General features: G+C 60.1%; 15 protein-coding genes. 6 read left to right on the plus strand and 9 right to left on the minus strand.

Annotated features, from left to right (window positions below; translation table 11 throughout):
* Positions 1-22 precede the first annotated feature (22 nt).
* Positions 23-1222 (plus strand): serine hydrolase domain-containing protein, encoded by a 1200-nt coding sequence (locus EU556_RS06575; RefSeq protein ID WP_135432322.1) that lies wholly within the window; start codon positions 23-25, stop codon positions 1220-1222.
* A 123-nt stretch (positions 1223-1345) separates the two neighbouring features.
* On the plus strand, positions 1346-2032 hold the full coding sequence (locus EU556_RS06580) for an alpha/beta hydrolase (RefSeq protein ID WP_135432324.1): 687 nt from the start codon (positions 1346-1348) through the stop codon (positions 2030-2032).
* 13 nt (positions 2033-2045) lie between these two features.
* Here the strand turns inward: EU556_RS06580 and EU556_RS06585 are convergent, their stop codons facing one another.
* From EU556_RS06585 to EU556_RS06595, 3 genes are all read right to left on the minus strand, one after another.
* Entirely contained in the window at positions 2046-2762 is a 717-nt protein-coding gene (locus EU556_RS06585; RefSeq protein ID WP_135432326.1) for a DUF421 domain-containing protein, read from the minus strand.
* 107 nt (positions 2763-2869) lie between these two features.
* Positions 2870-3352, minus strand: coding sequence for a GNAT family N-acetyltransferase (locus EU556_RS06590; protein ID WP_135432328.1), 483 nt, complete (start codon positions 3350-3352; stop codon positions 2870-2872).
* A gap of 129 nt (positions 3353-3481) precedes the next feature.
* A complete protein-coding gene (locus EU556_RS06595) occupies positions 3482-4432 on the minus strand; it encodes an aldo/keto reductase (RefSeq protein ID WP_135432330.1) in 951 nt (316 codons plus the stop codon).
* A gap of 84 nt (positions 4433-4516) precedes the next feature.
* Between EU556_RS06595 and EU556_RS06600 the strand changes: the two genes are divergently transcribed.
* The 3 genes from EU556_RS06600 to EU556_RS06610 all read left to right on the plus strand — a co-directional run bounded on the left by EU556_RS06600 (position 4517) and on the right by EU556_RS06610 (position 7656).
* On the plus strand, positions 4517-5092 hold the full coding sequence (locus EU556_RS06600) for a YdeI/OmpD-associated family protein (protein WP_135432332.1): 576 nt from the start codon (positions 4517-4519) through the stop codon (positions 5090-5092).
* A gap of 119 nt (positions 5093-5211) precedes the next feature.
* Positions 5212-6027: a class D beta-lactamase gene (gene blaOXA, locus EU556_RS06605; protein ID WP_135432334.1), complete on the plus strand. Its 816-nt coding sequence runs from the start codon at positions 5212-5214 to the stop codon at positions 6025-6027.
* A 48-nt stretch (positions 6028-6075) separates the two neighbouring features.
* Positions 6076-7656 (plus strand): N-acyl-D-amino-acid deacylase family protein, encoded by a 1581-nt coding sequence (locus EU556_RS06610; protein ID WP_135432336.1) that lies wholly within the window; start codon positions 6076-6078, stop codon positions 7654-7656.
* Positions 7657-7726: 70 nt separating this feature from the next.
* Here the strand turns inward: EU556_RS06610 and EU556_RS06615 are convergent, their stop codons facing one another.
* The 4 genes from EU556_RS06615 to EU556_RS06630 form a co-directional block, all read right to left on the minus strand.
* Positions 7727-9073 (minus strand): alpha-amylase family glycosyl hydrolase, encoded by a 1347-nt coding sequence (locus tag EU556_RS06615; protein WP_135432338.1) that lies wholly within the window; start codon positions 9071-9073, stop codon positions 7727-7729.
* Positions 9074-9145: 72 nt separating this feature from the next.
* On the minus strand, positions 9146-9625 hold the full coding sequence (locus EU556_RS06620; protein WP_167855481.1) for a DinB family protein: 480 nt from the start codon (positions 9623-9625) through the stop codon (positions 9146-9148).
* Positions 9626-9763: 138 nt separating this feature from the next.
* Positions 9764-11206, minus strand: a complete 1443-nt coding sequence (locus tag EU556_RS06625) for an alpha-amylase family glycosyl hydrolase (RefSeq protein ID WP_135432342.1) — start codon at positions 11204-11206, stop codon at positions 9764-9766.
* A gap of 137 nt (positions 11207-11343) precedes the next feature.
* A complete protein-coding gene (locus tag EU556_RS06630; RefSeq protein WP_245327457.1) occupies positions 11344-11757 on the minus strand; it encodes a DUF983 domain-containing protein in 414 nt (137 codons plus the stop codon).
* Positions 11758-11945: 188 nt separating this feature from the next.
* On the opposite strand from EU556_RS06630, the gene EU556_RS06635 reads away from it, so the two are divergent.
* On the plus strand, positions 11946-12242 hold the full coding sequence (locus EU556_RS06635) for a hypothetical protein (RefSeq protein ID WP_135432344.1): 297 nt from the start codon (positions 11946-11948) through the stop codon (positions 12240-12242).
* Between the two features lies 1 nt (position 12243).
* On the opposite strand, the gene EU556_RS06640 is transcribed toward EU556_RS06635, so the two are convergent.
* Both EU556_RS06640 and EU556_RS06645 read right to left on the minus strand, forming a co-directional pair.
* Positions 12244-13110 (minus strand): AraC family transcriptional regulator, encoded by an 867-nt coding sequence (locus tag EU556_RS06640; RefSeq protein WP_135432346.1) that lies wholly within the window; start codon positions 13108-13110, stop codon positions 12244-12246.
* A gap of 196 nt (positions 13111-13306) precedes the next feature.
* A complete protein-coding gene (locus tag EU556_RS06645) occupies positions 13307-13768 on the minus strand; it encodes a hypothetical protein (protein WP_135432348.1) in 462 nt (153 codons plus the stop codon).
* Positions 13769-13882 lie beyond the last annotated feature (114 nt).

The raw sequence follows: 13882 nt of genomic DNA on the forward strand, positions 1-13882 counted from the left end.
CTGGTCACTAGCTGCTGCCTCGATGAAACGACTCTACCCTGCGTGTCTGCTGGTTATTGCCCTGAGCGTGAACTTAGGAGTAGCGCAAGCGCAAAAGCCAGTTACGTTTCACACCCTAGATGGGCGCCGCCTGCGCAGCCCCGACATCGACCGCCTAGTGCTGCAGCTCATGGATTCGGCTCGCATTCCAGGCCTGGCGCTGGCCTTGCTGGAAGACAACAACGTGCGCTACCTGCGCACCTACGGGCTGCGTAATGTGGCAACCCGCGCCCCGCTGGAGCCGACCACCGCCATGTATGGGGCATCTCTGAGCAAAGCCGTGTTTGCCTACTTAGTAATGCAGCTGGTGCAGGAAAAGCGCCTCGACCTCGACCGGCCTCTCTATCAGTATCTACCCAAGCCCCTGCCCGAATACGAGGCTTACCGCGACTTATCCGGCGACGAACGGTGGCGCCAGCTCACGGCCCGCATGGCCCTCACGCACACCACTGGCCTACCCAATTGGCGCTGGATTGAGCCCGACAAAAAGTTGCGCTTCAAGTTTGCGCCCGGTGCCCACTACTGGTATTCCGGCGAAGGCCTGCAGCTGCTGCAGCTGGTAGTGGAGCAAGTGACAGGGAAAAGTCTGACTGAGTTAAGCGCCGAGCGAGTGTTTCAGCCCCTGGGCCTGACGCGTACGAGCTACGTGTGGCAGCCCGCTTTCGAGAGCAACTACGCCCTGGGCTACGATGAGCAGGGCCAGCCGCTGGACAAACGCAAGCGCACCAAGCCCGGCGCGGCCGGCTCCCTCGAAACCACACCCGCCGACTACGCCGCCTTTCTGGCTGCCGTGATGCAGGGGCGCGGCCTCACGCCCGCCGCCAAGCAGGAAATGACCCGCGGGCAAGTGCGCATTCCGTACAAAGCGCAGTTCGGGCCGCTAGCCACCGTGGCCGCCCCCGATAGCAACCGCACCATCCGACTGGCCTACGGGCTGGGGTGGGGCACGTTTGAGTCGCCGAAGTACGGGCACGCCTACTTCAAGGAGGGCCACGATGATGGTTGGGAAAACCACAGCGTGGTGTTTGCCGACCGCAATAAGGGCTTGCTGCTGCTGAGCAACAGCTCCAACGCCGACGGCATTTTCAAGCAGCTACTAGCGCGCCTGCTCGGCGACACCGACACGCCCTGGCAGTGGGAAAACTACGTGCCCTACACGGCCAAGCAAAATTCAAAGCCTTAATCGGTTAAAAGTCCGGCTAGGCCCTTGCTGCCCGCCAGAGAAGTGCGCAAACTAGCAGCTCGTCTGCATCAATGTTGCCGCGGAAGCAGTACACCGGTAGGTAGCACCTAGTAGGGCAAAAAGATGGCACGACAGCGGCAGGAACAGGAGTTTGTACTGGAAGAGGTAAGGGTTGAAAACACCGTTGATGGGGTGGAGGAGTTGGTCATGCGCACCAATGCCGGCCAGATTACGGCGCGCCTGCACCCCGCGGCGCCCGGTGCCGCGGCAGTGGTGTGGGTTGGTGGCGCGGGCGGGGGCCTCGATGGACCGGCCTGGGGCATGTACCCGCGCTTGGCCGGGCAACTGGCTGCCCAGGGCATTGCCTCCCTGCGTCTGCACTACCGCCAGCCTAACTATCTCGAAGAATGCGTGGCCGATACGTTGCTTGGGGTGTTATATCTCAGTCAGTTGCGCGGGTATGGCCCCGTGGCGTTAGTAGGCCACTCGTTCGGCGGGGCTGTAGTCATCAGTGCCGGCGCCTTAAGTGAAGATGTAGCGGCAGTGGTAGCCATGAGCAGCCAAACCTACGGCACCGACCTAGCGCCCCGCGTGAGTCCGCGGCCGTTGCTGGTGCTCCACGGCACCGCCGACGAAGTGTTGCCGGCCGCCTGCTCCGAAGATATCTACCGGCGCGCCAAGCAACCCAAGGAGCTATTGCTGTACCCCGGCTGCCGGCACGGGCTGGATGAGTGCCGCGACCAGGTAGATGTGGATGTAGTGCGTTGGCTGACGCAACAACTAGCTCAAAAAACTAGGGAGGGAAAGTAGAGTGTAGGCCGCACTAGGCCACCCGTTTGGTGTCACAGGCGGGTATCCATTCATCGGCTTGGCAATTGGAGCAGGTGGCGGTGCCGCCACGCGGAAGCTCCTGTACGTGGCCGCAGGTAGAGCAGGCAAATTGGCCAGCCGTCTCAACCCGTTTACGGGTCTCTTCTACCCGTTCTGGCCAAATGGGCATGCCAGGTTTAACGGGCTCTTGCTCCTCGTAGAAGAAAATGCTGAAGTCGCCGGTAGCCTCAATATAGGCGCGGCGCACCTGGCCTAGGTGCTCTACCTGCAGCTGGCGCAGCTCCCCGAACAACTCTTTCTGGGTGAGATTCTGGTTCTGAAAATTGGCAAGCTGAATCAGCCCGTCTTTCACCAACAGCACTGGCTTGCCCTCCAGCCAGTCGCTAAAACCGGGGTATTTCTCCGTGAGCCGATTGAAAAGCAGGTACAACACCGTCACGACCAGGAACACCACGGCGGCATACAGCAGGGGCGTGTCGTGGTAGAGCATGGCGTCGCCGGCCGCCGAGCCCAGACCCAGAATGATGCTGAGCTCGAAAATAGAGAGCTGCCGCACGCCCCGGCGGCCCGTAACGCGCAGGGCCGCCAGCATGAGCAGGTAGGTTACGATGCAGCGGAGCGCCACCTCCAGCAGAAAGAGGGGCGGCGCATCAGCAGAAAACAGGATTCTTTCCCAGTCAAAGGGCTTAATATCAGCGGCAAGCAGCATACAATCGAAGGCAAAAGCAATGGTAGCAGAACCATGCTTTAAGGCCTAACGAAACTGTTGTGCTTCCGGTTAGCTGGGCCGTACGGTTTTACCAGTGCGAGTGAGAACTACTCTTCCGGCGGTTTGGGCAGCGGCTGCATCATATGAAAGGTGGTAGGAGCGAAGCCCTGCGACTCCCAGAACCGCCGCCCAGCGGGGTTGGCTACGGCCACTTGCAGCTCCAGATGGTCGGCGCCCTGGGCTGTAAGCCAGTCTTTGACAGCTGCAAACAAAGCCCGCCCGAGGCCCTGGCGGCGGTACTCTTCCCGTACAATGGTTTCGGCGATGTAGCCGCGCCGGAAGTAGTGCATCCCCGAACTGCCCACCTGGTAAGTAGCTACCATCAGGCCTAGCAACCCGTAGCGGCCCTGCGCCACAAACATGCGGGTGTTGTTTTCGGCCAGCCGGCTACGCAACACGCGCTTTAACTGAAAATCGGCGGTGGGGTGGTACCCAAACACCGGGTGAAACGACTGATGCTCATCCATTAGCTCACACCACAGGCTGTAAAGTTCATCCAGGTCCTTGTGCGTGGCAATACGAATGGTCATGCAGTAGAAATAAAGTGCTGGGAGTACAGGCAAGCTACAACCAGAACCCGACAGTACAAATCAGCAACAGACAATGAGCAATGGGTGATGGGGCACAGTCCTCATTGCTCATTGTCTGTTGCTGATTATTTACTCGCTGGCTTGGCCTAGCTCTGTCAGGTCTTCGGGGCTTAGCTGCAGCTCGGTGGCTTTGAGCAGCTCGGTTACCTGTTCGGGGCTGGTGGCGCTGGCAATGGGGGCCGTAAGGCCGGGTTGAGCCATGATCCAGGCCAGGGCTACCTGGGCCTGGGTGGCCTGCAGGCGCGCCGACACCGCATCGAGAGCACCGAGGATTTTCAGGCCTTTATCGTTGAGGTATTTCTGGCCGACACCGCCACCGCGGGCGCTTTTCTTAAGGTCCTCTTCAGAGCGATACTTGCCGGTCAGGAAGCCCGCCGCCAAACCGTAGTACGGAATCACCCCAATGTTCTGCTCCTGCATGAGCGGCAACAATTCCTGCTCAAACTCAGCGCGGTCGTAGAGGTTGTAGAGGGGCTGCAGGCTTTCGTAGCGGGGGTAGCCGTGCTTTTCGCTGGCCTCGATGGACTCGCGCAAACGGGCCACATCAAAGTTGGAAGCTCCAATGGCGCGCACCTTGCCTTCTTTCACCAGCTGGGCGTAGGCCTCCAGCGTTTCCTCCACGGGCGTGGTGGGGTCATCTTTGTGCGACTGATACAGGTCGATGTAATCCGTCTGCAGGCGCTTGAGCGAGCCTTCCACGGCCCGCAGAATGTAGTCTTTCTTGAGGCCCTTGTTTTCGGGGTTGACCTCCCAGCCCACTTTGGTGGCGATGATGACGTCGTCGCGGCGGCCACGCTGCTGCAGCCACTTGCCGATGATAGTTTCCGACTCGCCGCCCACGTGGCCTGGCACCCATACTGAGTAGCCGTCGGCGGTGTCAATGGCGTTGCCGCCGCCCGCCACAAAGGCATCGAGTATGCGGAAGGAAGTGGCCTCGTCGGCGGTCCAGCCAAATACGTTGCCGCCCAGCACCAGCGGGGCAATCTGCAGGCCGGAGCGGCCTAGTTCACGGTGTTGCATACTGAAAAAGCGAAGTGAGGGTATGGTCAGCATAAACCCCAATTGCGCCCCTGGGGTTATGGAGCTTTCGGGTATTTTTGGGGCATGGCAAGCAAGCTCGACACCCTAGAAGTAGTAGACGTGCCCGACCGAGCCACCTGGCGCGCCTGGCTGGCAGCCCACCACCAGCAGCCCGCCGGAGTATGGCTCACCCTGTATAAAAAGGAAAGCGGCCAGCGCCTGATGACCTATGCCGACGCGGTAGAGGAAGCCCTCTGTTTCGGCTGGATTGACTCGCATCCCCGCAAAGTAGATGCCACCTGCTACCGGCTCTTGTTCAGCCCACGCAAGCCTAAAAGCGTGTGGTCGGCGGTAAACAAGCAGCGCATTGCAGAGTTGCGGAAAGCGGGCCTAATGCTGCCCGCCGGCGAAGCCCGCATTGCTGCTGCCCAGCAGAACGGCAGCTGGGAGGCGCTCGACGAGGTAGAGGCGCTGGTAATACCAGCGGATCTGGCCGCCGCCCTAGCCGCCAACCCGGAAGCACAACGGCACTTCAACAACTTCCCACCCAGCGCCCGCAAGCAGCTGCTCCAGAACCTGGCCGCCGCCCGCCGCCCCGAAACCCGCCAGCAGCGAATTGCGCGAATAGTAGCCAATGCCGCCCAAAACCGCCGCGCGTAGGTCAGGGTAGATAAAACAGAACGTCACTCTCGACCAGCTCAGCGTGATGGTCTTGTTCATCAACTGAGCCCGCGCTAGGCCAGGCAGACTATTGCCGCGGGTGCCTTACCTTCACCGGCATGCTACGAATCTGTCTGCTGCTCCTGAGCCTAGGGAGCATTCTGCTGCTGGGCGCTACGCCGGCCGCACTTATCACGGAGCGCAACTTCCAGCCGCACTTTGATCGGTACGGTGTAACCGGCTCTATTCTGTTATTTGAGGAGGCTACCGGTCAGTATGTGGCCTACAACCTGAAGCGCTGCCGTCAGGGCTTTCTGCCGGCCTCCACCTTCAAGATTCCCAACACGCTCATCGGCCTGCAAACCGGCGCCCTGCCCGATACGGCCACCATCTGCAAGTGGGATGGGGTGAAGCGCTACTTCCCACAGTGGAACCAGGACATGAGCTACGCTCAGGCCCTGCGCGTGTCGTGCGTGCCGTGTTACCAGCAACTGGCCCGGCGGGTAGGGGTGAAGCCATACCAGCAGTGGCTCCGGAAACTGGCCTACGGCCGCATGGATGTCACACCCCAAAATCTGGATACGTTTTGGCTGGACGGTAATTCGCGCATCACGCAGTTTGAGCAGGTAGAGTTCCTGCGCCGCCTGCACGCCGAGAAGCTGCCTGTGGCCGGCCAGCACCAACGAGCCGTCAAGCGCGTTTTGCAGCTGCAGAAAATGCCCGAGTACACGCTCTACGGCAAAACCGGCTGGCGCTTCCGCTCCGCCACCAACCCCGACAATGCGTGGTTTGTAGGCTGGGTAGACCGTGCCGATGGTCGCACTGTGTATGTGGTGCTAAATATTGAGCCGCAGTCAGGCCCCGCCAACGAGCAGTTCATTGGTGCCCGCCGAGCCATAACTGAGGCGGTATTGAGGGAGCTGAAGTGGCTGTAGCAGGAGCCAACAGGTTGTGAGTAACCGCGGCTGCTATATCTTCACCCAATGCGCTTTCTCTTTCTGCTCTGTCTGCTGCTTCTCACGCGCCTAGGCCTGTGCCAAACGTCCCAAGCCGATGTAGTCATTCGCAACGGGCGGCTCTACGATGGCACCGGCAACGCCTGGACCTACGGCGACGTGGCCATTCGGGCCGGGCGGATTGTGGCCGTAGGCCAGTTGCCGGCGGGTCTTACGGCCGCTACGGTTATTGATGCCAAGGGTTTGGCCGTGGCGCCGGGCTTTATTGATGTGCACACCCACATCGAGGACGACGAAGTGCAGCAGCCCACCGCCGATAACTTTCTCTATGATGGCGTGACGACGGTGGTAACCGGCAACTGCGGCTCCTCACGGCCGGAGCTAGGTCAGTATTTCCGGCTGCTGGATAGTTTGCGCCTGTCCGTGAATGTGGCCTCCTTTGTTGGGCATGGCACTGTGCGCAAGGCTGTGATGGGCCGGACCAAGCGGGCCCCCACCGAGGCGGAGTTGCAGCAGATGGAAGCCCTAGTAGCCCAGGCTATGCAGGCGGGCGCCGTAGGCTTGTCGTCGGGGCTGATTTACGTACCGGGCACGTACTCTAGGCCACCCGAGATGGTGCGCTTGGCCCGGGTGGCGGCCCACTACCACGGCCTCTACGCCACCCACATGCGCAACGAAAGCGACAGCGTAACCTTTGCCATTCAGGAGGCACTACAAGTAGCCCGTGAGGCCGGCTTGCCCCTCGAAATATCCCACCTGAAACTAGGCGGCCAGCAGAACTGGGGCCAGGCCGATAAGCTGCTCGGCCTTATTGAGCAAGCCCGTCAGGCCGGCCAGCAAGTCACCATCGACCAATACCCGTACACGGCCAGCTCCACCTCACTCAGCACCCTGCTTCCCGACGACGTGCAGGCCGATGGCCGCGACTCCCTGCGCGTGCGGCTGCAACGCCCGAAAGTACGCGCGGCCGTGGAAGCCGATATGCTCCGGCGCCTGAAGCGGCGGGGCCTCAAGCACTTCAGCTACGCCGTGGTGGCCAGCTTCCCACCCGACACGAGCTATCAGGGTCTTAACATCGAGGAAATCAACCGTCGCCGGAAGCGCCCCCACACGGCCCGCGCCGAGGCTGCCACCATCTTGGAGCTGGTACTGCAGCACGATGCGGGCATGGTGTTTCATGGCATGAGTGAGCCCGATGTGCAGCAGATTATGCGCTACCCGCAGAATATGGTGGCCTCCGATGCCAGCATCCGGGTGTGGCAGCAGGGCATGCCGCACCCGCGCGGGTACGGCTCCAACGCCCGCGTGCTAGGCCACTACGTGCGTGAGCTGCGGGTACTCACCCTCGAAGACGCCATCCGGCGCATGACCAGCCTGCCGGCCCAAACCATGGGCTTTACCGACCGTGGCCTGCTGCGCCCCGGCTACGCCGCCGACATCGTCGTTTTCGACCCCGCCACGGTGCAGGACCGCTCTACTTTCACTCAACCGCATCAATATTCAGTAGGAATGAAATATGTGCTGGTCAACGGCCGCCTGACGGTGCAAGAAGGAAAGCACACAGGCGTACGCAACGGGCAGATACTCTATGGGGCTGGGAAAAAGTAACTAGCAGGGTGCCTCACCCCCGGTTTCCTCTCCAAAAATAGAGGGGGGGTAGGAGGGACACATGTATGTACTACAGCTTCTTCAGCACCCGCCAGCCGTGGGCGGGAACGGGTAAGGTGTCGTTGGGCTGGAGCAGGAGTTGTTCTTCGCTGAAAATGTCGAGGTAGGAGCCGGTGGCTTCTTCGGGCAGCTCCAACGTTTGAGCTTCTGGACTGCTATTGATGGCTACCAGCACGGACGCGGGGCCGTGGTGGCGGGTGAAGGCGTACACAGTGGGGGCGGAGGGGAGGCGCTGGAAGCGGCTTTCGAGCTGGCCGTTGTGCAGGGCGGGGTGGCGCTTTTTGAGCTGGAGCAGGCGGGTGTAGAAATCCTGCAGCGGGTAATCCTGCCAGTCAATGGTATCCTTATCGAAGAAGGCGAGGCGCTTGTTCAGGGCGGCTTCTTGGCCCGAGTACACCAGCGGCATGCCGGGCAGCAGGCAGGTAAGTACGGCAAAGGGCAGCACATTGGAGCCCAGGCGTTCGTACTCGGTGCCGTCCCAGCTGTTCACGTCGTGGTTGCTGGTGAAGTGCATGAGGTAGACGCTCGGCGGATACTTAGCGCGCTCGGCGGCTAAGTACACGTCAATGTCGTGCAGGTGAGCTTTTTCCTCGGCAATGTGGTCGAGGAGGTAGTGCAGGCGCAGCCCGAAGGTCATGTTGAAGGCGCGCTCCAGTAGCTTGGTGTCGCCGTTGAATTCTTCCCACGTCAGGCCGCCGGAGGGGTAGAGCTCGTCCCACTCGGCCAGCATAAATACGGGCTTCAGCTGATCCAGCTCTTGGCGGGCGTCGTCCCAGAAATCGGTGGGCACGAGGCCGGCCACGTCGCAGCGGTAGCCGTCGATGTCGGCTTCGCGCACCCAGTAGAGTAGGGCGTCGGTCATGTAGCGGCGCAGGGCGGGCTGGTTATAGTCGAGGTCGATGACATCCTGCCAATCAGCCACGGGCGGCACAAACTGGCCTAGCGCGTCTTTGGTGAACCATTCGGGGTGCTCGGTGGCCAGCGGGTTGTCCCAGCTGGTGTGGTTGGCTACCCAATCGAGCAGCACATATAAGCCTAGTGAGTGAGCCGTTTGCACCAGATGGCGCAAATCCTCCAGGGTCCCGAACTCAGGGTTCACGCCGTAATAATCCTGCACGGCGTACTGGCTGCCCAGCGTGCCCTTGCGGTTCACCTGCCCAATGGGGTGAATCGGCATCAGCCAGACGATGGTAATGCCCATAGCGGCCAGCCGCGGTAAGTGCGCCTCAAAGGCCCGAAACGTGCCCTCCGGCGTGTACTGCCGGATATTGACTTCGTAAATGCTGGCGTGGGTTGCCCACGCGGGGTGCTTAACCTGAAATAAATGCGCGTGGGGGTGTGGCTCGGAGTGGGTCACGGCAGAAAGCGAAAAGACAAACAAACTCGTGTGCCTACGCAAAACCGTCGAGTTGGGCTGCCGCCAGGGCCGTTAGGTGCGGATAACGTCGGTATCAACGGGCACGTAGCCCAACTGCCGACTCATGCTCAGCACCTGACCTTTGTGGTGAAACTCGTGGGTGAGTACGTGCGTGAACAAGGCCAACGGAGTAAGCTGCACTGGCTCGGAACGGCGGGGTACCCGCAAGGAAAGCTCCGTGTGCCACTGCCCCCGAAAGTGCTCCAGAAAATCTGTCACCAGCGTATCTGTTTGCGCATATAACTGGCCTAGAGCGGCTATATCTGGCACTGCCGCAGCATCAGGCAGGGGCCACGACTGGCCTAGCGCCACATTCACGAGCCAGTGCTGATACGTGGCCGCACAGTGCACCAGCAGGTCGCGGATGCTGGTGTGGTTGAAGGCCGATATTGGAGCCGTAAAGTCAGCCGGCGCCATGGTGGCGCAGTAGGCCAGCAGCACCCCGCGGGCACTCCTGACTAGATCATATTGAGCAATGAGCAAAGATTCCATAGCCAAAATGATGAAGCGAATCGGTGCTAGGTGATGAAGTGATAAGTGCGGGTGAGGAGGTGAGGGAGCAGAACAGGTCTTATTTATAACGGCTCGCCTCATTACTGTTCTCTTCGTAACCTCCTCACTTCGCCACTTCTATTTCTGATTGGGCAGGCGCTCGTACACGCGGTAGCTGTGGGGTGGCAGCAGGACCCGGGAGCCCGAGCCCAGCTTAAGAACCTGCTCACTGAACAGCTCCCGGTACACGCCTGGCCCCAGGGTGCGCATGGTCACCTCGTGGGGCTGGGCGCCGAGGTTGGCGGCCGTGACTACCCCGGTGTTGCCCTTGCGCCGCACGAAAACGTACACCTGGCGGTCGGAGCTGGCGGGCAGTCGCACGAACTCGCTGCAGGCGTCGCCGTTGCGCAGGGCTGGGTTACGCTTTTTGAGCTGGAGCAGGCGGGTGTAGAAATCCTGCAGTGGGTAGTCGCGCCACGGGATGGTGTCTTTGTCGAAGAAACGCAGACGCTTTTTCAGGGCCGCTTCCTGGCCCGAGTACACCATGGGCATGCCCGGCAGCAGGGCCGCCAGCACCGCCAGGGGCTGGGCATTGGCACCCACCCGCTCATACTCTGTGCCGTCCCAGCTATTGATATCGTGGGAGGTGGTGAAGTACATTAGGTACACCTGGGCCGGGTAGCGGCGGCGCTCATCGGCCAGGTAGGTATCGAGGGCCGCTACAGGCTTCTTGTTGTTGGCGATGCTGTCGAGGAGGGCATGCAGGCGCAGGCTGTAAGTCATGTCGAAGGCCTTTTCCAGCAGCTTGGTGTTGGGGTCGAATTCAGAACGCTTCAGGAACGTGGGCGGAAACAGCTCGTCCCACTCGGCCAGCATAAATACCGGCTTGATCTTGTCGAGCCGTTGGCGGGTATCGTTCCAAAAATCGGTGGGGACCAGGCCGGCCACGTCGCACCGGAAACCATCGAAACCCACTTCGCGCACCCAGTAGGTCATGCTTTCCTGCATGTAGCGGCGCAACTCGGGCTTGCGATAATCGAGGTCGATGACGTCCTGCCAGTCCGAGACGGGCGGCTGAAACTGGCCCTGCTTGTTCTTGGTAAACCAGTCGGGGTGCTCTTGGCTGAGCTTACTATCCCAGCTGGTGTGGTTGGCCACCCAATCCAAAATCACGTGCATGCCGCGCTTGTGGGCCTCATTTATGAGGTGGCGCAGGTCTTCCAGAGTGCCAAACTCGGGGTTTATGGCGCGGTAGTCCCGAATGGAGTACTGGCTGCCCAGGGTACCCTTGCGGTTCAGCTGACCAATGGGCTGCACCGGCATCAGCCATAGGATACCCACGCCCATTTTCTGGAGCCGTGGCAAATGGGCTTCAAACGCCCGGAACGTACCCTCAGGCGTGTATTGCCGAATGTTAACCTCGTAGATGCTGGCGGAGTCGGCCCAGGCGGGGTGGCGGATGGTATAGGCCTTGGGCACGGGTACATCGCAGGGCGCCGAGGCCGGATTTCCGGATCCGGAGCAAGCCGCTAACAGGCCTAGCAGGAGGAAACTGAGCAGACGAACAGGGGTAGTTGACATAGCCGCAACATACCAGTTTTCTGACGGAGCTGGCCAGAGCCTATACAATGCAAAACCATCCCACCACAAGACTACCGTAGCTATTGGGCCGGGGCAGCCCCGCGGTGGGCTGGTTTCAAAAAGCAATATGAAGTGGCCTAGGAGGCGGTAGTGGCCCGGCCGGTGCCATTGGCTCGATCAGGCTGATAACGCACGCCCCCGAACAGGTACAGCATAAGGGTGCGGGAGTAGCGTAGGCTGAGCGGGGTGAGAATTACGGCAAAGAAGGCTACGGCCGTCACGTACACCCAGGTATCGGGGTCGTTGAGGAGGAAATACACCAGAAAGCCCACTACCAGCATGATGCCCGTGGAAAAGGCGAAGGTGATGTACATAGCCCCCCAATAGAAGCCGGGCTCGGGCTCATAGCGCTGCCCGCACACGGGGCAGGCCTCGGGCATATCAGCGAATCGGCTCAGATTGAAGGCACTGGTTGAAAACAAAGGTCCTTGATGACAGCGGGGACATTTCTGCTCCAGCATTGCGAGGAACGTAGAATCGGTCTTTTGCATAGCGGTAAGCGCATCAGAAGCGTTGATACAAAACTACTACGGCCAAACTGGGTAGGGTAGCTACGTTTGCGGGATTGTTTGGTACAAATCAATGCTTATGGTTTAGCTAGCTAATAGCTTGTAGCAGTAAGAGCGGTGCTGTAGCCTGCTTGCTTTTTCAGACACAAAGAGCACCTTACTATGGACCTATGAATTGGCGTGCCTTTTATCAGGAGTACTCGATTCCGCTCAAGATTAATGGTTGTCTTATTGCTTGTTTTGGGGTGGCAGCAAGCTTGGCAGTGCTCACAAGCAAAAGTCAAACCGTCAGCCCCGGTTTTCTCACTGCCTTTATTATTACGGGGCTAGTACCGTACCTGAGTGTGGTCGTTAACCTTTGTATGGGGGCGATTATGCTTGCCAAAAGCCGGCATAAATTAGCAAGAGCCTATTTCGCCTTTTTTGGTAGCTACTTACTGTTCTTCTTGGTGCTCAGGGCCGTATGAGTCACCCGCCCTTCACCTCCCCAGGTGTCTGGCCGGTGTGCTTGCGGAAGTAGCGCCCAAAATAGGAGGCATCCTCAAAGCCCAGCGCATCGGCTACCTGGCCTACGGTGGCATCGGTGTGGCGCAGCAGGCGGTGGGCTTCTACTAGCACCCGTTCCTGAACAAGTGTACTGGCGGTTTTGCCCAGCTGGCGCCGACAGAGGGCATTGAGGTGGTTGGGCGACACGTGGAGCAAATCGGCGTAGTGCTGCACGCTGCGCTGGATGCGGAAGTGTTCGTTGAGCAGCAGCCCGAACTCGCGCAGGAGTTGCTGAGCGTGGCGGGGTTCGTCGGGGGCGGGGAATAGCGGGGTGTTATAGTGCCTAGCTGCCAGCTCTAGGCAAATGTGCAGATAGGAGCGTACTACCTCGTCCTGCTGCGGGGCAGGGGTAGTGTCCTCAGCCCACATGCGCTCAATCAGGGGCCGGATGGCCTCATCCGATAGGCCTAGATGTAGGACAGGCGGGTAAGCGGAGTTGAAAAATGGGTATTCATAGAGGCGGGGGCCGGGGTAGCGGAACAGGTAGAAGTCGGCCTCAAAAAACACCACGTAGCCCTGGGCATCATCGGAGAGCTGCCAATGATGCACCTGTCCCGGCGTCATGAAGAACAGGCTGCCCGGCTGCAGCTCATAGGTTACCAGGTCAATGGTGTGGGTACCGTGGCCCTGCGTGACGTAGAGCAGCAGGTAGAAGTTGTGGGCGTGGGGCTGGCTGATACCGGGGAAGTTGGCCACGTGCCGCTCCAGCCGCTCCAAGTACCAGGGCCGGTGCGGCCGGTTCTGCGGAAACGACTCTAGGGTAAAGACCGGTAAGCCAGGTGGTTTCATATTTCGAGTGACGAGGTGACGGGAGTGACGGGGTGATGAGGGTAGGAGGTGTTAAAAAAGAGCGTCATCCTGAGCTAGCAAAGGATCTAATCACGTCATCATAAGGTGCTAGGCCAGTCGTTTCGTTTAGACTTGATATGATTCTTCCTGCGTTAGGATGATGTGCTTAAGAAATAGCTACAGATTAGATAGTGCATCAAGGCTCATCAAACTTACGCAGGCGCTTTTTGCTGAGCTCGTAGCTTATAATGGCGGGCACGTAGAACGACACGTCGGCCAGCAGCTTGGCCAGCAGGATGCCCGCGCCGAAGTGGCCTAGCCAGCGGGGCAGGTAGTACATCAGCACCGGCCGAATCAGGAAGCTGTCGGCCACCTCGGCCAGGCCAAACTCTACCACCAGGGCCCGCACGTTCTGCCCGAAAGTGCCCCACGTGTAGGGCAGTCCGCGGGCATGGCGGAGGCGGTAGGCCAAGCGCATATCCTGCAGCAGCAGGTACCCGAAATAGGCCACGTTGCCTGCCCAGGTGCCCGCCAGCGCCGCGCTAAGTGGGCTGTGGGTGCTGCGTAGTACCAGCGTGGCGCCCGCCAGTGTAGCCACCACCGACAGCACTTCGGCGGGCAGGTAGCGCCGCAGCCATTCCCGAATTTTCTGCTTCATGCGGGCTCCGTGCTAGGCCAGGGAAGAAACCAGTATTTTGCTGGTCGCAGGGGTAAAGATATCAACTGCCCTCCGGTGGGCCGCCGGAGCCTTTGCCGCCTCAACTTCCATCCC

Origin of the sequence: Hymenobacter fodinae (assembly GCF_004745825.1) — a bacterium.
GTDB lineage: Bacteria > Bacteroidota > Bacteroidia > Cytophagales > Hymenobacteraceae > Hymenobacter > Hymenobacter fodinae.